This window comes from Kribbella sp. NPDC004536 (assembly GCF_042873835.1).
GTDB lineage: Bacteria > Actinomycetota > Actinomycetes > Propionibacteriales > Kribbellaceae > Kribbella.
In genome coordinates this window covers 1,713,134-1,731,760 of the sequence record NZ_JBIALY010000002.1, presented here as the reverse complement: position 1 = coordinate 1,731,760, position 18,627 = coordinate 1,713,134, and the positions used below count along the sequence as shown (strand labels likewise).

The 18,627-nt window shown below is 67.9% G+C and carries 12 protein-coding genes; 3 read left to right on the top strand and 9 right to left on the bottom strand.

Translation table 11 applies throughout. The features are described 5' to 3' along the window. Window positions 1-8 precede the first annotated feature (8 nt). From pgl to tkt, 6 genes are read right to left on the bottom strand one after another with little or no spacing between them, the layout of a single operon-like run. Window positions 9-728: a 6-phosphogluconolactonase gene (pgl, locus tag ACFYRU_RS23035; RefSeq protein WP_387662174.1), complete on the bottom strand. Its 720-nt coding sequence runs from the start codon at window positions 726-728 to the stop codon at window positions 9-11. Then, on the bottom strand, window positions 725-1,894 hold the full coding sequence (locus ACFYRU_RS23030; RefSeq protein WP_387662172.1) for a glucose-6-phosphate dehydrogenase assembly protein OpcA: 1,170 nt from the start codon (window positions 1,892-1,894) through the stop codon (window positions 725-727). The genes pgl and ACFYRU_RS23030 overlap by 4 nt, the downstream gene beginning before the upstream one ends. Next, complete coding sequence (gene zwf / locus ACFYRU_RS23025) at window positions 1,891-3,441, bottom strand: glucose-6-phosphate dehydrogenase (protein WP_387662170.1); 1,551 nt, start codon at window positions 3,439-3,441, stop codon at window positions 1,891-1,893. Before zwf ends, ACFYRU_RS23030 begins: the two co-directional genes overlap by 4 nt. Window positions 3,442-3,470: 29 nt before the next feature. Beyond that, window positions 3,471-5,045, bottom strand: a complete 1,575-nt coding sequence (locus ACFYRU_RS23020; protein WP_387662168.1) for a glucose-6-phosphate isomerase — start codon at window positions 5,043-5,045, stop codon at window positions 3,471-3,473. Next, window positions 5,042-6,151 carry a transaldolase gene (tal, locus tag ACFYRU_RS23015; RefSeq protein WP_387662166.1) on the bottom strand — a complete coding sequence of 370 codons (1,110 nt, stop codon included), beginning with the start codon at window positions 6,149-6,151 and terminating at the stop codon, window positions 5,042-5,044. The genes ACFYRU_RS23020 and tal overlap by 4 nt, the downstream gene beginning before the upstream one ends. A gap of 37 nt (window positions 6,152-6,188) precedes the next feature. Next, complete coding sequence (gene tkt / locus ACFYRU_RS23010; protein WP_387662164.1) at window positions 6,189-8,360, bottom strand: transketolase; 2,172 nt, start codon at window positions 8,358-8,360, stop codon at window positions 6,189-6,191. Between the two features lie 304 nt (window positions 8,361-8,664). Here tkt and ACFYRU_RS23005 point away from each other — a divergent pair, with 304 nt between their 5' ends. After that, entirely contained in the window at window positions 8,665-9,600 is a 936-nt protein-coding gene (locus ACFYRU_RS23005) for a heme o synthase (RefSeq protein ID WP_387662939.1), read from the top strand. Between the two features lie 3 nt (window positions 9,601-9,603). Here the strand turns inward: ACFYRU_RS23005 and ACFYRU_RS23000 are convergent, their stop codons facing one another. Continuing rightward, window positions 9,604-12,414: an ATP-binding protein gene (locus ACFYRU_RS23000; RefSeq protein ID WP_387662163.1), complete on the bottom strand. Its 2,811-nt coding sequence runs from the start codon at window positions 12,412-12,414 to the stop codon at window positions 9,604-9,606. A 200-nt stretch (window positions 12,415-12,614) separates the two neighbouring features. Here ACFYRU_RS23000 and ACFYRU_RS22995 point away from each other — a divergent pair, with 200 nt between their 5' ends. Further along, on the top strand, window positions 12,615-14,504 hold the full coding sequence (locus tag ACFYRU_RS22995; RefSeq protein ID WP_387662161.1) for a BTAD domain-containing putative transcriptional regulator: 1,890 nt from the start codon (window positions 12,615-12,617) through the stop codon (window positions 14,502-14,504). A gap of 14 nt (window positions 14,505-14,518) precedes the next feature. Here ACFYRU_RS22995 and ACFYRU_RS22990 read toward each other — a convergent pair whose 3' ends face one another. Further along, window positions 14,519-15,937 (bottom strand): serine hydrolase domain-containing protein, encoded by a 1,419-nt coding sequence (locus ACFYRU_RS22990; protein ID WP_387662159.1) that lies wholly within the window; start codon window positions 15,935-15,937, stop codon window positions 14,519-14,521. 269 nt (window positions 15,938-16,206) lie between these two features. On the opposite strand from ACFYRU_RS22990, the gene ACFYRU_RS22985 reads away from it, so the two are divergent. After that, window positions 16,207-17,352: a cytochrome P450 gene (locus ACFYRU_RS22985; RefSeq protein WP_387662158.1), complete on the top strand. Its 1,146-nt coding sequence runs from the start codon at window positions 16,207-16,209 to the stop codon at window positions 17,350-17,352. On the opposite strand, the gene ACFYRU_RS22980 is transcribed toward ACFYRU_RS22985, so the two are convergent. Further along, complete coding sequence (locus tag ACFYRU_RS22980) at window positions 17,336-18,598, bottom strand: cytochrome P450 (protein ID WP_387662156.1); 1,263 nt, start codon at window positions 18,596-18,598, stop codon at window positions 17,336-17,338. The two genes, ACFYRU_RS22985 and ACFYRU_RS22980, sit on opposite strands and share 17 nt — an antisense overlap. Between the last annotated feature and the right edge of the window lie 29 nt (window positions 18,599-18,627).

Here is an 18,627-nt window from a genome sequence, read left to right as displayed (position 1 = left end):
CCGCCGAACTAGGACACCTTCGACGCGGCCGCCTCGTCGAGCAACCACAGCGTCCGGTTCTGCCCCTTCGGCTGCGCGGCCGGAACGTCGCCCTCGGCCAGCGCGGTCGCGACCGCGTCGGCCTTGTCCTCGCCCGACACCACGAACCAAACCTCGCGGCTCCGGTTGAGCAACGGCAGCGTGAGCGACACCCGCGTCGGCGGCGGCTTCGGCGAGTCGTGTACGGCGACCGCCGCGACGTCGGTCACCGCGAGCTGCGGATACCCCGGGAACAGCGAGGCCACATGTCCGTCCGGCCCGACACCGAGCATCAGTACGTCGAACGTCGGTGAACCGGCCGCCTCGAGCTCAGCCGCGTACGCCGCCGCAGCCGCCTCAGCGCCCTGTCCAGTGTCGGCGGCCATCGGGTGTACCCGCGCCGGGTCGACGTCCAGCGCCGACAGGAACGCCTCCCGCGCCTGGGTCTCGTTCCGCTCGGGGTCGCCGACCGGCAGGAACCGCTCGTCGCCCCACCAGAACTCGACCCGCTGCCAGTCGACCTCGACCCGCGCGGGCGACTCCGCGACCGCCTCGTACACCTTCGCGGCGACCCGCCCGCCGGTGAGTACGACCTGCGCGACGCCGCCGGTGCTCTGCGCGTCGACGATCGCCGTGACGAACCGCCCGGCCACCGAGAACGCGAGGTCTTCGGCGTCGGAGTGCACCAGCAGTTCCGGATCAACAGTCACCGCTTCACCGCCTTCTTCCGCGCAGCAGCCTTGTTCGCCGGTGCGGCCTTCTTCGCAACGCCCTTCTTGGCAACGGACTTCTTGGCAACGGACTTCTTGGCAACGGACTTCTTGGCAACGGACTTCGCCGCAACGGCCTTCTTGGCAACCGTCTGCTTGGCCGCAGCCTGCTTCGGCGCCACCACCTTCTTCCCGGCAGCCGACACCTTCGCCGCCGTGGACTTCCGCGCCGTCGCCCCGACCTTCTTCTCGTCGGCCGGCATCGCATCCCGCTCCACCATGCAGGCAAGGGTCTGCGCGTACACGTCGTCCGGGTCGAGCCGCCGCAGCTCCTCGCTCAACAGCTCCGACGTCGTACGGCGCTTCAACGCCACCGGCCGATCCGGCTGTCCCGGCACACTGAACGTCGCCACCGCACCGTCCGGCCGGGTCAGCGCGATCGCCCCCGACGGCGTGAACAGCCGTACGGCCGTCACGCCCGGCCCGCGCGAGGTCCGCTGCTCGACCAGCACCTTCAACCGGGACTGCAACCAGGCAGCCATCAGGTCGGCACTCGGGTTCCCACGAGCAGCCGTGACCTCGGCCCCGGTCACCTTCGTCGGGTACTGATCCAAGGCGGCCGCCATCAACGCCCGCCAAGGCGTCAACCGGGTCCATGCGAAGTCCGTGTCTCCAGGCGCGTACCCCTCGGCCCGAGCCGTGTAGTCCACGGACGCCCGCCGCGTGGCGGCCGCATCCGTCACGCGTCGCCGACCCAGCTTGCCCAGCGGATCCTCGGCCGGAACGCGCGGCCCGCCACCCGGCCACCACACGATCACGGGGGAGTCCGGCAGCAACAGCGGAGTGATCACGGACTCCGGGACCTTCGCGAGCTCACCGTGCAGCCGCAGCAGCACCGCTTCGCCCGGAATCCCTTCACCCACACGGACTTCGGCGTCCAGCCCAGCGGCGCCCTTACCTGGCCGCAGGATCGCCACCAGCACCCGCGACGGGTGCTCCCGTCCGGCCTCGTTCGCGGCCTTCATCGCGTCGTGGTGGGACGCCTCGTCGACGACGACCACGATCGTGCCGACCATGCCCATCGCCGGCGATCCGGCGTTCCGCCGCGCCTTCAGCAGCGCGGACGCGATCTCGCTCGACGTGGTGTCGGTCAGGTCGATGATCATGGCCGCCTCCAGGAACGCCCGTCGCGGGCGAGCATCTCGTGCGCCGAGTCCGGGCCCCAGTCGCCGGACGCGTACTGCTCCGGCTGACCGTGCCGGGCCCAGTAGTCCAGCACCGGGTCGAGGATCTTCCAGCCGAGCTCGACCTCGGTGTGCTGCGGGAACAACGGCGGGTCGCCGAGCAGTACGTCGAGGATGAGCCGCTCGTACGCCTCCGGGGAGGACTCGGTGAACGAGCCGCCGTACGCGAAGTCCATGTTCACGTCGCGGATCTCCATCGACGTACCAGGGACCTTGGCGCCGAAGCGCAGCGTGATGCCCTCGTCCGGCTGGATCCGCAGAACCAGGGCGTTCTGCCCGAGCTCCTCGGTCTCGGTCTTGTTGAACGGCAAGTGCGGCGCCCGCTTGAACATCACCGCGACCTCGGTGACACGCCGGCCCAGCCGCTTGCCCGTACGCAGGTAGAACGGCACACCCGCCCAGCGCCGGGTGTCGACGTCGACCCGCAGCGCGGCGAAGGTCTCGGTCGTCGAGGTCGACGGGATGCCGTCCTCCTGCAGGTAGCCCTTCACCTTCACGCCACCGGCCCAGCCGGCCGCGTACTGCCCGCGGGCGCTGTGCAGGTCCAGCCGCTCCGGCAGCTGGACGGCGTTCAGCACCTTCTTCTTCTCCTGGCGCAGCGACCAGGCGTCGAAGCTGACCGGCTCCTCCATCGCGATCAGCGCGAGCAGCTGGAGCAGGTGGTTCTGGATCACGTCCCGGGCGGCGCCGATCCCGTCGTAGTACCCGGCGCGACCGCCGATGCCGATGTCCTCGGCCATCGTGATCTGGACGTGGTCGACGTAGTTGCTGTTCCAGATCGGCTCGAACATCGCGTTCGCGAACCGCAGCGCCAGGATGTTCTGGACCGTCTCCTTGCCCAGGTAGTGGTCGATCCGGAAGACAGCCTCGGGCGGGAACACCGACTCGACCACGTGGTTGAGCTCGCGGGCGCTCTTGAGATCGTGCCCGAACGGCTTCTCGATCACCACCCGCCGCCACGAGCCCGGCTTCTCGTCGGTCAGCCCGTGCTCGGACAGCTGCCGAACAACCTCCGGGAACAGCCCCGGCGGGATCGACAGGTAGAACGCGTGGTTGCCGCCCGTACCGCGGGTCACGTCGAGCTCGTCGACGGTCTCCCGCAGCCGCTTGAACGCCTCGTCGTCGGTCAGGTCACCCGGGACGAACCGGAAGCCCTCGGCGAGCTGCTGCCAGACCTCCTCACGGAACGGCGTCCGGGCGTGCTCCTTCACCGAGTCGTGCACGATCTGGGCGAAGTCCTGGTTGGTGTAGTCCCGGCGGGCGAACCCGACCAGAGCGAAACCCGGGGGAAGCAGCCCCCGGTTCGCCAGGTCGTAGACCGCCGGCATCAGCTTCTTCCGGGCCAGGTCACCGGTCACCCCGAAGATCACCAGGCCGCACGGCCCGGCGATCCTCGGCAGCCGCCGATCCTGCGGATCGCGCAGCGGGTTGACCGGACCTGTCGGCTCTTCGTCGAGCTCAGCGGTCATGAGCCGCCTTCCTCCCGTGTCAGGTGGCTTTACTTGAACAGCGACAGCAGTTGCTGGACGCCGGCCGCGACGTCGGTCAGGTGCAACCGCAGCACCGGACGGCCGCGCTCGGCCAGTACGTTCGCATCACCGGCGGCCTGCGCCGAGATCAGCGTGCCGAACGTGAACGGCCGGTCGGGGATCTCCACGTCCACCGGGTGTGCGCCGGTGATCTGCAGGTACACGCCTTCCGGGTGGCCGCCCTTGTGGTACTGACCCGTCGAGTGCAGGAACCGCGGACCCCAACCGAAGGTCGTCGGACGACCCGTCTTCGTGGCCAGCGCCGGGCGGACCGCGACCAGGTCGGCGTCCCGCTCGGAGTCGAGGTACGCCATGACTGCGACGTAGCCGACCGAGTCGAGCTTGCCGAGCAGCGCGTCGACCGCACCCTGCAGCGAGTCCACACCGTCGAGCAGACCCTCGGAACCGCGAACCTCGACAGCGCCCTCGGTGAAGGCTGCCGCCTCCGGCTCCGGCTGCGCGTCGAGCAGACCGCGCGCCGCCTTCTTCGCGCTCTCCACGTCTGGCTGGTCGAACGGGTTGATGCCGAGCAGATACCCGGCGACCGCGGTCGCCGTCTCCCAGAGCAGCATCTGTCCACCGAGTGACCCCGACGTCAGCGCCGTCGGCACACTGCTGGTCGCCTTGTCCGCAAGCAGCGCGTTGGTCAGGTCGGCCGCGTCGCTGGTCAGCTCCGGCGCGGTCACCTCGACCGCGACCGGCAGTACGCCGGTGCCGTTCTTGCCGGTGCTCTCCGCGATCAGCTGCTCGGCCCAGTCCGGGAACCCGACGATGTCAGAGCCGTCAGCGGTGATGATCGCCTTGTCCCGGCCCCCGCTGGCCGCGAGCACCGCGCCCAGCCACAACGCCGGGTTGTCGGTCGAGTCGGCCTGCAGCGCCGGCGCGGCCTCGGCGGCCTGGTCGAGCAGTTCGGCGATGTCTGCACCGGCGAGCCCGGACGGCACCAGGCCGAACGCGGTCAGCGCGCTGTACCGGCCGCCGATGTTCGGGTCGGCGAGGAACGTCTTGCGGTACCCCTCGTCCTTCGACAGCTGCTCGAACGGCGAACCCGGGTCGGTCACGACCACGATCCGCGACGCGGCGTCGATGCCCGCGTCGGTGAACGCTTTCGCGAACGTACGGCGGTGGCTGTCGGTCTCGACCGTGCCGCCGGACTTGCTGGACACCACGATCACGGTCTTCGACAGGTCGCCGTCCAGCGCGCGCTTCACGACGCTCGGGTCGGTCGAGTCCAGCACGACGAGCTCGACGCCCGCGGTCCGCGTGATCACCTCGGGAGCCAGCGACGAACCGCCCATACCGGACAGCACGATCCGGTCCAGGCCCTCGGCGCGCAGGTCGGCCTGCAGCGCCTCGATCTCGGCCAGCAGTGGCCGCGAGGTCTCGTGCAGGTCCACCCAGCCGAGCCGGATCGACGCCTCGTGCTCGGCCTCCGGACCCCAGATCGTCGCGTCCTTCGCGGCGATCCGGGACGCGATCTTCTCGTCGACGAGCTTGGCGACGACCTCGGTCCAGTCGCCGTTGAGCGTAGTTACAGCGGTCACTTGGCGGCGCCCTTCAGTGCGGCGGTGACGGTGTCCTGCAGCTCCGACCAGGACGCGTCGAACTTCGCGACGCCCTCGTCCTCGAGCACCTGGACGACCTCGTCGTAGGAGATGCCGAGCCGCTCCAGGTCGTCGATCACCTTACGGTCGGCCGCGTAGTTGCCGCGGACCGTGTCGCCGGTGATCTCGCTGTGCTCCTCGACCGCCTTGATCGTTGCCTCGGGCATCGTGTTCACGACGCCGCGGGTAACCAGGTTGTCGACGTACAGGGTGGGGGAGTACGACGGGTCCTTGGTGCCGGTCGACGCCCACAGCGGCCGCTGCGGCTTCGCGCCCGCGGTCTCCAGCTCGCGCCAGCGGTCGGTGTCGAAGATCTCCTCGTACGCCTGGAACGCGAGCCGGGCGTTGGCGATCGCGGCCTTGCCCTTCAGCGCCTTCGCCTCGTCGGTGCCGATCGCGTCCAGCCGCTTGTCCACCTCGGTGTCCACCCGGCTGACGAAGAACGACGCGACGCTGGCCATCTTGCTGACGTCGTGGCCGTTCTCGACGGCCTGCTCGAGACCGGACAGGAACGCGTCGGTGACGGCCTTGTAGCGGTCCAGCGAGAAGATCAGCGTCACGTTCACGCTGACCCCGGCGGCGAGCGTCGCGGTGATCGCCGGCAGCCCCGCCTTGGTGGCCGGGATCTTCACGAAGATGTTCTCCCGGCCGACGATGTCCCACAGTTCCTTGGCCTGCCGGATCGTGCCCTCGGTGTCGTGCGCGAGGCTCGGCTCGACCTCGATCGACACCCGGCCGTCCTGGCCCTCGGTGTCGTCGTACGTCGGCTTGAACACGTCGGCGCCGTCGCGGACGTCACTGGTGGTGATCACCCGGATCGCCTCGTCGGTGGAGATGCCCTGCGCCGCCAGCTTGCCGATCACCTCGGCGTACGCGTCGGCGTCCGAGATCGCCTTGGCGAAGATCGTCGGGTTGGTGGTCACGCCGGTGACGTACTTGTCCTCGATCAGCGCCCGCAGGCTGCCGCTGGTCAGCCGCTCGCGGGACAGGTCGTCGAGCCAGATGGAGACACCCGCGTCGGCGAGTGCTTTCAAGCGATCGTTCATGGGTCCGATGCCTTCTTCCGGATTTTCTGGTGTGGTGTCAGTTGGCGTCGGCCGGTCCGACCGGCCCGGCGGCGGAACGGCCGGGCGGGACACCCGGACCGCTGATCTGTGCGGCGGCAGCGATGCTGTCCTTGGCGGCCTGGACGACGGCCTCGGTGGTGATGCCGAACTCGTCGTACAGCGTCTGGTACGCCGCGGAGGCGCCGTAGTGCTCCAGGCTGACCGAACGGCCGGAGTCACCGACGATGTCGTGCCAGCTGAGCGCGATCCCGGCCTCGACCGAGACCCGGGCCCGGACGTCCGCCGGGATGACGCTCTCGCGGTACGCGTCGTCCTGCTCGTCGAACCACTCGCGGGACGGCATCGACACGACCCGGGCGTTGACGCCCTCCTCGGCCAGCTTGGTGCGCGCCTCGACGGCGATCTGCAGCTCCGAGCCGGTGCCGATCAGCACCACGTCCGGCGTGCCCTCGGCGTCATCGGTGTCGAGCAGCACGTACGCGCCCTTGCGGACGTTCTCCGTCGTGGCGAAGCCGTCCGTACCGCGCGGGAAGGTCGGCACGTTCTGCCGGGTCAGGACCAGGCCGGCCGGGCGGTCGGTGTGCTCGAGGATCGCTTCCCACGCCGCAGCCGTCTCGTTGGCGTCACCCGGGCGGACGACGTCCAGGCCCGGGATCGCGCGCAGCGCCGACAGGTGCTCGATCGGCTGGTGCGTCGGGCCGTCCTCGCCGAGGCCGATCGAGTCGTGCGTCCAGACGTACGTGACCGGCAGCTTCATCAGCGCGGCCAGCCGCACCGACGGGCGCATGTAGTCGGAGAAGACCAGGAAGGTGCCGCCGTACGGACGGGTCAAGCCGTGCAGCGCGATGCCGTTCAGGACCGCGCCCATCGCGTGCTCGCGGATGCCGAAGTGCAGCACCCGGCCGTACTCGTCGCCGGAGAACTCCTTGGTCGAGTACTCCGCCGGGATGAACGACGGCTGGCCCTTCGGGGTGGTGTTGTTCGAGCCCGCGAGGTCGGCCGAACCACCCCACAGCTCGGGCAGCTCCGGCGCCAGCTTGGTCAGCACGTCACCCGACGCGGCGCGGGTCGCGACACCCTTGGCGTCGGCGTCCCAGCTCGGCAGCGCGTCCTTCCAGCCGGCCGGCAGCTCCCGCTTCTGCAGCCGGGCCAGCAGCTCGGCGCGCTCGCCGTTGGCCGCCTTCCAGGCCTCGAAACCCTTGTCCCACTCGGCCTCGAGCGCCTTGCCGCGGTCGACGGCCTCGCGGGTGTGCGCGATCACGTCGTCCGCGACCTGGAAGGTCTGCTCCGGGTCCCAGCCGAGCACCTTCTTGGTGGCCGCGACCTCCTCGGCGCCGAGCGCCGAGCCGTGGATCTTGCCGGTGTTCTGCTTGCCCGGCGATGGCCAGCCGATGATCGTGTGCAGCCGGATGAAGCTCGGCTTGTCGGTGACCGCCTTTGCTTCTTCGAGTGCGTCGTACAGCGCCTGGACGTTCTCCTCGTAGCCGGTCCCACCTCCTGTCCAGTCAACGTCCTGGACGTGCCAGCCGTACGCCGCGTAGCGGGCCGCGACGTCCTCGGACAGCGCGATGTCGGTGTTGTCCTCGATCGAGATCTTGTTCGCGTCGTAGATGACGGTCAGGTTCCCGAGCTTCTGGTGTCCGGCCAGCGACGAGGCCTCGGACGCGACACCTTCCTCGATGTCGCCGTCGGAGGCGATCACGTAGACGTTGTGGTCGAACAGGCTCTCGCCCTTGGCGGTCTCGGGGTCCAGCAGGCCGCGCTCGCGGCGGGCCGCCATCGCCATCCCGACCGCGTTGCCGACGCCCTGGCCGAGCGGCCCGGTGGTCGTCTCGACGCCTGGGGTGTGCCGGTACTCCGGGTGGCCCGGGGTCTTGCTGCCCCACGTCCGCAGCGACTTCAGGTCGTCCAGCTCGAGGCCGAAGCCGGCCAGGTACAGCTGGATGTACAGCGTCAGGCTGGAGTGGCCCGCGGACAGCACGAACCGGTCGCGGCCGGCCCAGTGCGGGTCCGCCGGGTTGTGCCGCATCACCTTCTGGAACAGCAGGTACGCCGCCGGCGCCAGGCTCATCGCCGTACCGGGGTGTCCGTTCCCGACCTTCTCGACCGCATCCATCGCGAGCACCCGTACGGTGTCGACCGCGCGCTGGTCGAGCTCGGTCCATTCAAGCTTGGTCTTCTCCGTCACGCCGGCGGCGCTCCTCTCGATGGAATCTCTTCAGGGTGTCTGCTCAGGACGAGCCTACTGTGACCGACTGTCTCTGTTGCGCACCGCTCGACTGTTTGTCAACCGTTCAGCAACTCACCCTGTTCCCGGACGTCCGGGAGGTCACACAAGGCTCATCGGAGGGGGGTGGCAGAACCCTCCTACGAGGCGTCGTAGACTGCTGAATCGTCAGCGCCGGTGCTCCGGCGTCAACCCAGATCTGTTCGAGGTGTTCGTGACGGCCGTCGACCCGCGTCCCGCCGCGACGACGTCGTACCCGACGCCGCTGCCGGACGCTGCTGCTGTGTCATCTGTGTCAGCTGCAACAGTGAGTCCGTCGGTGCGCGACGTGGTGAAGGCGTACGTCGGTCTGACCAAGCCACGCATCATCGAGCTGCTGCTGATCACCACCGTGCCGGTGATGTTCCTGGCCGCCGGGGGAGTGCCCGGGCTGAAGGTGGTCGTCGCGACCCTGATCGGCGGCATCCTCGCCTCCGGCAGCGCGAACACGATCAACTGCGTGTTCGACCGCGACATCGACGAGCAGATGCGCCGGACCCGGCGCCGCCCGCTGCCGCGGCACGCGGTCAGCCCGCGGTCGGCGACGATCTTCGGCGTCGTGCTCGGCGTACTGGCCACCCTGGAGCTCGGTCTCTTCGTGAACTGGCTGTCCTCCGGCCTCGCGCTGGCGGCGAACCTGTTCTACGTCTTCGGTTACACGATGGTGCTGAAGCGCCGGACCGTGCAGAACATCGTCTGGGGCGGCATCGCCGGCTGCTTCCCGACCCTGATCGGCTGGACCGCGGTCACCGGCAAGCTGGCCTGGACGCCGGTCGTGCTGTTCCTGGTGGTGTTCTTCTGGACGCCGCCGCACACCTGGTCGCTCGCGATGCGTTACCGCGAGGACTACGCCTCGGTCGACGTGCCGATGCTCCCGGTGGTCGCGACCCCGGTCGCCACCGCGCGGCAGATCATGGCGTACTCCGTGGTCATGGTGATCACGTCGCTCGCGCTCTGGCCGGTCGCCGGCACCGGCTACGTGTACGGGCCGGCCGCGATCGTGCTCGGCTTCGTGTTCCTCCGCGAGGCCCGCCGGTTGTTGCTCCGGGCCCACACCGGCGCGGAAGGCGCCGCCCTGCGGCCGATGCGGCTCTTCCACTTCTCGAATATCTACCTCGCGCTGCTGTTCATTGCCGCGGCCATCGATCCGCTGCTGCGCTGAGTATCAAACTGTCAAGGCTTGGCCGAGCTCCCTGCGCTGCCTGATGCCTAGCTTCCGGTACGTATTGCCGAGGTGAACCTCAACCGTTTTCACCGTCACGAAGAGGCTCTGGGCGATATCGCGGTTGCTCATACCCTCCGCGGCGAGCTGCGCGACGCGAATCTCACCCGGTGTCAACGAACCAGCACCGAGCCGGGTCGACGTCACTGGTCGGACACCGATCAGGCGGAAGGTGGAGATCGCTTGGCTCCGCAGTGGCTTGGCCCCGCACACTTCGGCAAGCTCGAGTGACGATTGCAGGTACCGCCGCGCATCGGCCACGTGCTTGACGCGCCGAAGGGCGTCGCCGAGCTCGAATTGGCACTGGGCGAGCTCGTAGCGGGCACTCGACGTCGCTAGGAGGCGCTCCGCCTCCCGTAGGATCTCGATTCGCAGCTCATCGGTCTCTGACGCGGTCGCGAGCGTTCGCAAGGCGCTACCGACACCGGCCGGAGTGCCCCACTCACGAGCCAACGAGAGGTTCTCGTCGGCGATGGCCCTGGCCTCGTCGTCTTCGGCACGCAGGTGGAGGCAGCGCACCAAGTGTGACCGCCAATCGGTGAAGACCGGGTTTCTGATGCCCAGCCGCTCGCACCCCCTGCGCGCTTCCTCGATTGCCGCCAGAGCCTCGTCGATCCGGCGCTGTGCAATCAGGACGGTGATCTCGCCATCGGCTTCGATCGGACTTGCCAGCGGCGGCCGGTCGCGTTTGAGCTCCTGGCGAATCGAGTCTGCCTTGCGCACGTCACCCGCGGCTACCAAGGCCTGCATGAGGTAGTTGCCGATCCACAAGAGGCGTCCGTCGGCCTCAGTCACCCGGCACGTTTCCCACGACACTTCGCCGTCCTCGATCGCTTCGTGCAGATTACCGTGCGCGAGCATCAGGCCGGACCGGTAACAGTGCGCGACGCCCAGCACTCGAGCCGAACCGACGCTCCGGCCGTACTGGATGGCGCGATCCAGTGATCCCAGCAGTTCCGGTGCGTCGCATCCGAGCATGACATGCCAGGCGGAGCCGACCGCGAACTCGGCGCGCGGATCGGCGAACAGGGTGTCGTCCTCCATGCCGCGCGCGACCCGCTCGAGCGCGGCCGGCCGGTTCGCCCGGAAGTACCGCATCAGCCCGATCTCGATATCCAGGGCGCGGCCCCCGAACGACCTGTCGGTCGGCAGGAGTTCCAGGCCCCGGAGAAGACTGTCCAGATCGAGCTTCGTCGCTGCCAAATGTACGAACAATGTCCGGAACGCTTCGACGGCGAACCGATCGCTGTCGGTCAGCTCGTGCGCGGCGTCCAGAATCGCTTTGAGCAGCGCCAGGCCTCTGTCGGGGGTGTCGAACATCGTCGCGACGAGGGCGATGGTGAGCATCGTCCGTTGCTCCGGATCCGTCGCATTCGCGAGTGCGTCAGCGAGATCCTGCTGTGACCGAGGGTCGTTGGTTGCGACCTCGGCCATTGCGAGCCGTACGAGTACGTCCTGGCGCTCGATCCCTAGGTCTTCGTCGAGCTGCCGGCGAAGGAAAGCGACTGCGCCTTTGGTCGAGCCTCGAACCATGGAACGGTGCGCGGCCTCGGCGAGTACGCCCGAGATCTCGAAAGATGCCGCGCCCGGCGGCAGGAGCAACACGTGCGCGGCGGCCTGGTCGATCTCGTGATGCTGAAGCGCTACGGCCGCGGCCCGTGCCCGTAGCTCGACTCGCGTCAGGTCAGGCAGCGCTCGGTAGATCGCAGCCCGGGCGAGGGGATGCGCAATCGAGTACTTGCGGGGTTCGCCGGTACCACGAACAAGCTCGCCCACCTGCAGAACCGAGAGCGCCTCGAGGACCGTCATCACCGGCTGATCGACGACGAGGGCGAGGCGATTCACGGCGCATTGATCTCCGAGTACCGAGAGTGCCTCGATGACATCTCGGCTCGACTTCGGCAGCCGGCCAACCTGACGCATGACGTAGCGGTCTATGCCAGGCACGCTGTCGCTCAGTACCGCCTGAACTCCGGAGGTGTTCCCGGCTCCCGCGAGCTCACGGCTGAGCTCCCGGACGAAGAGCGGATTCCCGAGCGTCAGCTCATGGCACCGGGCCACGGTCGCTGCGTCCTGCGGCCGGCCAAGCGCTCCGGCGAGCATCTCGCTGACGCCCTCCGGACTGAGCGGACGGAGCACGCGAACCATGGCAGCTGGGCTCTCGACCATCATCGACAAGCTGCGCTCGAGCGTGGCGGCTCCCGGTCGTGCTGCCGCCAGCACGACAACCGGCATGCCGTCGATCCGCTGCGCGAGGTAGGCCAAGTATCTCAGGGAAGATTGGTCGGCCCAATGAAGGTCGTCAACGACGAGCATCAGTCGCTGCCGCGACGCGAGGTGATTGGTCAGCCACAGCAGGGAATGCAGCATCGCATATTCGCCGGACTGAGCCTCGGGCGGCATCAGCTGCTCGCTTGCCAGCATCTCGACCGCCAGGGCCGCCGCCGGCGTGGCCCGAACGATCTCGGTGCTCTCCGCCTGTACGCGTTCGAACAGTCCCAGCACCAAATCCCAGCCGAACTCCTGCTGGAGCTCGTTGCCACGGGCGGCCAGGACCGCGTAGCCGCGCCGGCGTGCCGCGGTGCCCGCGGCGTTGAGCAAGCTCGTCTTCCCGATTCCCGCAGGCCCTTGGACGATCACCATCCGGCCGGCACCTGACTCGGCGACCTCGTCGAGCGTTGCCTCGATGCCCAGCATCTCGTCCGCGCGTTCGACGAGCCCGCTGTCAGCTGATCGCGCCGTACCCACCGTCATACCCGATCAGCTCCTTGAAACAGTGGCCGGATAGGGGGACAACCCCTAGTACTACCCCTAGACATTTCTCAGAATGCTCCTCGACTGCCGGAGTTGGAAGGCAGAAATGCGCGAATCCGGCGATCTTGGGGTTCGCCCCCAATTGCCGAGCGCAGCCTCCGCAGTATTGTCAGAAACGGAATCACACTGCGGAGGAAGAAATGACAGCTACGTTGTCGGCGTCGTCGGTGGACCGCGCCGCAGGCGATCTCGAAGCTCGACCTGTGCAGATCCGGCTGCTGGGATCGATCGATGTCGTCGGTGACGGTGTCGCGAAACCCATTTCAGGAGTGCGGCGAAAGCTCGCGCTCGCGGCGCTGGCGTTGCGGATCGGTCAGCCGGTGAGCAGCGACTTCCTGATCGACATCGTCTGGTCGGGCCACACGCCGGCCACGGTCGTCAACACCCTGCAGAGTCATCTCTCGTACCTCAGACGTATCTTGGGCGTACCAGGCTGCATCCTGACGAACTCTCCCGGCTACCGGCTCGACGTCCGCACCATCGATACCGATCTGCAAGCTGCTGAGCGGCTTGTGACCGGCGCGAATGCGTGCGTCGACCTGCGGCGGCGGGCGGACAAGTTGCAGACAGCGTTGGACCTGTGGCGTGGCGAGCCATTGAACGACACCCGCGGCCATGCGTGGATCGACGACCAGTGCGAGCGTATTGACCGCCTCCGGTACACGGCGGCGAGGTCTCTGGTCGATGCCAGGCTGGCGTTGGGCGACCACTTCGGCGTCGTGACTCTCACCCAGGAACTCGTCGAACATCACCCCTTCGACGAGGACCTGTGCGCGCAACTCATCACCGCCCTGTACCGCGCCGGACGGCAGGCAGATGCCCTCGCCGCCTACCAGGACCTGCGCCGGAGGCTTGACGACGAACTCGGCATTCAACCGGGCCGGCGCCTTCGCGAACTCCAGGAAGCCGTACTTCGACAGGACGAGCGGCTCGACGGGCGGGCGACCGAAGTCCGCATCAGCACCGAGTCTGCCGCTGCGGTGACGCAGCTTCCTCCGATGGCGACATCGCTGATCGGTCGTGAGCGCGAGCTGGAGCAGCTGGAAGCGCTCGCCGATGACGGACGGAAGAGTGCGCCGGCGACCGCGACACCTGTGATCGCGGTGGTCGGAACGCCGGGCGTCGGAAAGAGCGCGCTCGCGTTGTCCTGGGCACATCGGGCGGCCGCGCAGTTCCCGGACGGCCGGTTGTACGTCGATCTGCGAGGCTTCGATGCGGTGCAGGAACCTGTCGCTGCCGTCGATGCGCTCCGTTGCCTGATCAGCGGTCTCGGCATCTCCGACCGGCAGCTGCCGGCAGACGCGAACGCGTTGAGCGGTCTCTACCGGACAGCACTCGTAGGCCGGCAGGTCCTCATCGTGCTGGACAACGCCCGAGATGCCGAGCAGGTCCGGCCTTTGCTGCCAAGCGCTCCTGGCTGCCTTGTCCTCGTGACGAGTCGAACTGATCTGCGGTCTCTGGCCATCAAGAACGCCGCCCAGCTGTTGTATCTGGGAGCATTGACATCAGCCGCGAGTGCGCGGTTGCTCGGCAGCCGGCGCAGTGAATGGCAGCGCGCCGACGATCGGCAAGCGATCCTGAGCTTGGTGTCGGCGTGCGGCGGTCTGCCGCTCGCGCTTGCGGTTCTCGCGAACAGGCAGCTCGTCCATTCCGGCGAGCGAATGCCGGAGCTGGCGGACGCCACCCTGGCGGACTGCGGGATGCTCGACATCCTCGACGGTGGGGATCCGAGCACCAACATCCGGTCCGTGTTTGCGGCGTCGTGCCGTCTGCTGAGTGACGGGGCCGCGCAGCTCTTCGCGGAGCTCGGCCGGCTGAGTGGGCCGATCGTTGCCGTCCGGGCAGTCGCCACGCAACTTGCGCTGCCGGAGACGGCGGTTCGCAACGGCCTCGCCGAACTTTCCCGCGCAAGCCTGCTCGAGCAACAGGCGCACGACCGGTACTTGATCTCGCCGCTGCTGGGATCGTACGCACGCGAGCTGGCTCAATACACAACATCGGCTCGCACAGTGCACCCAGTTGCCGTATGACCACATCAGCTGGATCAGGCTCGGTATTCGGGATCGAGCATCAGGGGCCCCGCACCCCACCTCCGACGGACCAGATCCAGGTATTCCGCGAGCTCAGGGCGAGCCGCCAGCTTATGTTCGATCTGCGCCGGCGTATGGGCATCTTCCAGCCACTCCAGACCCGCCATGAACTCGGCTCGGCTCCAGTCAGCCGAGGTTCGGTGCGGCAGCGGGCAGGCTTCCTCCGCAATCCGCTCGAGTTCGTGGTGCGGCAGATGCTCCGTCACCCCGAGCAGCCCGAAGATACGCTCCGCGGCGACGGCCCCGGCGATCTCCGAATCGGTCCCGCCGACGAGATCGTTGGACTGGTCGTCGGCCCGGAGCTCGGCCGCCTTGTCCGCGACGAGCGACGCCCAGCAGCCGGACAGATTGTCGTACTTCCGCATGTTCCAGGCGTTGCCGACCGCGGTCACCGCGAGATCCAGCGCGGGGAATGCCCGGCCGGTCGACCACCAGCCGTACGGGTACGAGCCTGAGCAGCCGTACGAATGCATGGGCGAGCCGGCATCCCGAACCTCGATCCCCAGACCGGCGGTCAGTTCAGCGCTGTCTGGCGTGTTGCTGCCGGGAAGCAATGCTGTCAGCAGCCGGACGAAGTCTCCGGCGGTCGTCTCGATACCGGCACTGTGGGACGTCCGTGCCCGGATCGTCGGGGTCGGCACGGCCGTGTCACCGAACACCATGTAGCCGGTCATCTTGGGTTGCCACAGCGACGGGGTCGGTCCGGCGAGCGGCCAGCTGGTCCGATCCAGTCCGAGTGGAGCGAGAAGCTCGTCGTGCGCGTACTCGGCGAACGGCGCATCGACAGCCGCGGCCAGCGTCCGGACGACGATCTCGAGCCCCACGCTGGAGTATTCGGCACGCTGTCCAGGTGGCGAACACCATCGTGGCCTGGAACCGCCGTACTCCGGGGCTCTGGCGGACGGGCCGGCGAGCTGCTCCACGCTGACCGGTCCGGCCGTGAAGGTCGCTTCGAACGTGTCCGCGCAGAGGCCGCTTCGATGGGTGAGGAGATCTCGGAGTGTCACCGGCCGCCGCCCGAGCGGATTCTCGATCTGCACGCCGTATCGCATGACGGGTTGATTCAGGTCGACAACGCCCTGAGCCGCCAGCCGGTTGGCGGCCATGCCGATCACGAGCGCGCCGAGCCGGCCCGCTGGGAACGGGAGCGACGGTGTCATCCGGGTTCGCTCGGCAAGATTCGACCAACCGATCGCGAGTTCGATCACGCGCCCGGTGCTGTCTCCGAGCGCAAGCACTCCACCTGGAGTCCCGGTTGCCTCGAGAGCGTACGCGGCATAGCCGGCGACAGCACGCGCAACCTGGTCCAGTGACCGCAAATGCGTGACGTCGTCGGTTGCCGGACCACCAAAGTCCGTCGATACTCCGAACATTGCGGCTCCCGCCGGTGTGTTGACGAACATGAAAGGCGGGGCGGCACTTTCAGGATATTGAGCGGAACTGAAGCGGCTCTGAATTCGGTGCATGTTTCTCGGTGGCTGTGCCGTGACCGGAGTCAGATCTACTTCAGAAGCGCTTCAGAGTGCCGAGGTATGTGTTTCGCATGAAGCCATCCGACGTGGTCCGGACGGGACCTGTCAGTACCCCGGGTGTCCCGTTCTTCGATCACGCGGGGGTACTCCACCTGACCCGGTATGCGGACGTGACCGAGGTGACCGGACGACAACGACGAGGGCAGTTCAGTCTCGCGTTCTCGGTCCGGCGGCGGGCGATGGAACGTCAGGGCGTGATTCCGCCGGAGCGAGTCCACATCGCGCAGCAGTTTCCCTGGGCGCAGGAACCGGTCGAAGCCGACGGCTCGCCGGGCCGGCACACCGTGCTGCGCTCGATTCTGGCCGACTATCTCAGCAAGGACGCGGCGCGTGAGCTGCGGCCGGTCATCCAACAGCTGGCGCTCGAGCTGCTCCGCGACAACGTCACCGAGCAGCTCGGTCGTGGCTCACGCACGGGAACGATCGACTTGGCGCGGTTTTCTGCCACCCTTGCCTTTCGTTCGATGTCTGCCCTGGCAAGCTTCCCGCACACGCCGGACGACGAGGCATTCATGATCTCGCATCTGGATGCCTTTGCACGCAACCCGACGCTGCTCGCAGCCCTTGAGCCAGAACCAGCGGAGCTGCGCTCCTACTTCGAGGACATCGTCCGGAAGCACCGGGCGCGCGGCGGTGCCGGTCTGCTCGGGAGAATCGTTGCTGCCTATGACGCCGGCGTGATCAGACGTGACGAGCGGGACGGACTCATCTTCGGTTGCTGGACTGCCGGGCGTGATACCACCGCCACCCTCATCGCGTTGCTGTTCGGACTCGTCGACGAAGCAGGACTGCACGCCACGATGATGGCGAATCTGGACGACGCGGGTGCTCGGTGGCGGGCCCTGGCGATCGAGGAGGCGTTGCGCTTCACACCGTTCCCGAGCACTCCGATGCTCAGCGTGGGGGAGGTCCGGTTGGACTGCGGGCCGGCTGTTGCCGACGGTGGCGAGGTGATGCTGCATTGGGGCACTGCCAATCGCGATCCTGCGGTGTTCGGCCCCGACGCCGACGAGTACCGGCCGGGGCGCGAAGCCGACCGGCCGCATCTTGCCTTCGGCCACGGGTTGCACTACTGCGCCGGCGCGGCGCTCGCGAAGGCTGCTACCGAGGTCGCCGCGCTCGTTGTGTATGGCAACCTGCCCGACCTGCGCCTGACAACCTGGGAGCGTTTGGCCCGCCTGGTGGACGTGGTCGACACGGCGGTGGCCGAGTACGACCTGGACGGCGCGGCCGGCCGGCTTACTTCCTCCACGTGACCATCAGCGACGGGGTGTTCCGGATTGTGGCACTCTGCGCGAACACACGCTCACAACCGTCCGCCAGGCGAAGTCCCGGCAGTCGGTCGATGACGGTCTCCACAGCAATGTGTGCCTCGAGCATCGAGAGGCTGGAACCCATGCAGTGATGGATGCCACGCCCGAACCCGATCTGGGCGGCGCCGTCGGTCCGGTGCAGGTCGAAGCGATCGGCGTGGTCGAAAACGGTCTCGTCGCGGTCGGCAGACAGGAACGAAACCTGGAGATGCGACCCGGCCGGAACGACCGTCCCTCCGATCTGGACGTCCTGCGTCGCCGTTCGGTACATGCCTGGCACCGCGGTGTCGAAGCGGACTACCTCGAGGAGGAACTTGTCGATGAGCTCCGGGCTGCGCTGAAGCTCCTCGACGACCTCAGGTCGCCGGCTGAGCTGGTAAACGGAGTTCGCCAGCAGGCCGCTGGTCGTCTTGTAGCCTGCCAGCAGGACACTCATCAGGACGCTGTGCATGGTCGTTCGGTCGATGGGTCGGACGCCGGTGTCGTTGATCGCCAGGAGGTCGCTCAGCGGGTCGTCGGTCATCCCGCCGGTTTCGCGTTGGGCGAGGAGCTCGTCAACGTAGCTCTGGAAATCCAGCAGGGCACGTGCGGCGGCTGTCAGCCGTTCGATGTCACCTTGGCGCGAGTTCAGGACGAGCCACTCGTCCGCCCAGAACTTGACCGCCGCCACGTCGCCGGACGGGACGCCGAGGAGGGTGGTGATCACCACGACGGGCAACATGTTCGCGAAGGCAGCACCGATGTCGGCCGGTGGACCGCCCATCTCATCGACCAGCCGGTGTGCCTGCGCACGGATGTGCGCCTGTAGGCGAGTCACGCTGCTGAGGACGAAGCGGTGGTTGAACAGACGGCGCGCCGGTGCGTGATCCGGCGGGTCCATGTCGACCAGGCCACCGGAGTAAGGGAAGCCGGTGCGGAGAATCTCCGCTACCGGCTCGGGCAGCGGATCGAGGTTGCTGTAGATCGACTGGGTGGAGCTGAAGAGCTCCGTCTCGGCGAGGACGTACTTGACGTCTTCGTGCCTGGTGACGACCCACGCTCCCATGGCCGGGCTGTAGAAGACCGGCGCGTTCTTCCGTGCCTCCGCGAGCGGGGTGTAGGGGTCACTGAGATCCGGTTCGACGAACGGGTTGTAGTCCCTGATCGGCCGCTCATCGGTTCGCGGTCGTGAGTCGACATCTTGTGACATCGTCCTTGCCTCCTGCCTGGCGGGCCGCT

Bases quoted from the DNA above. Each gene is read 5' to 3' on its own strand.
- ACFYRU_RS23030 (WP_387662172.1), bottom strand. From the start codon at position 1,894: ATGATCATCGACCTGACCGACACCACGTCGAGCGAGATCGCGTCCGCG.
- zwf (WP_387662170.1), bottom strand. From the start codon at position 3,441: ATGACCGCTGAGCTCGACGAAGAGCCGACAGGTCCGGTCAACCCGCTG.
- tal (WP_387662166.1), bottom strand. From the start codon at position 6,151: ATGAACGATCGCTTGAAAGCACTCGCCGACGCGGGTGTCTCCATCTGG.
- ACFYRU_RS23000 (WP_387662163.1), bottom strand. From the start codon at position 12,414: ATGACGGTGGGTACGGCGCGATCAGCTGACAGCGGGCTCGTCGAACGC.
- ACFYRU_RS22995 (WP_387662161.1), top strand. From the start codon at position 12,615: ATGACAGCTACGTTGTCGGCGTCGTCGGTGGACCGCGCCGCAGGCGAT.
- ACFYRU_RS22990 (WP_387662159.1), bottom strand. From the start codon at position 15,937: ATGTTCGGAGTATCGACGGACTTTGGTGGTCCGGCAACCGACGACGTC.
- ACFYRU_RS22980 (WP_387662156.1), bottom strand. From the start codon at position 18,598: ATGTCACAAGATGTCGACTCACGACCGCGAACCGATGAGCGGCCGATC.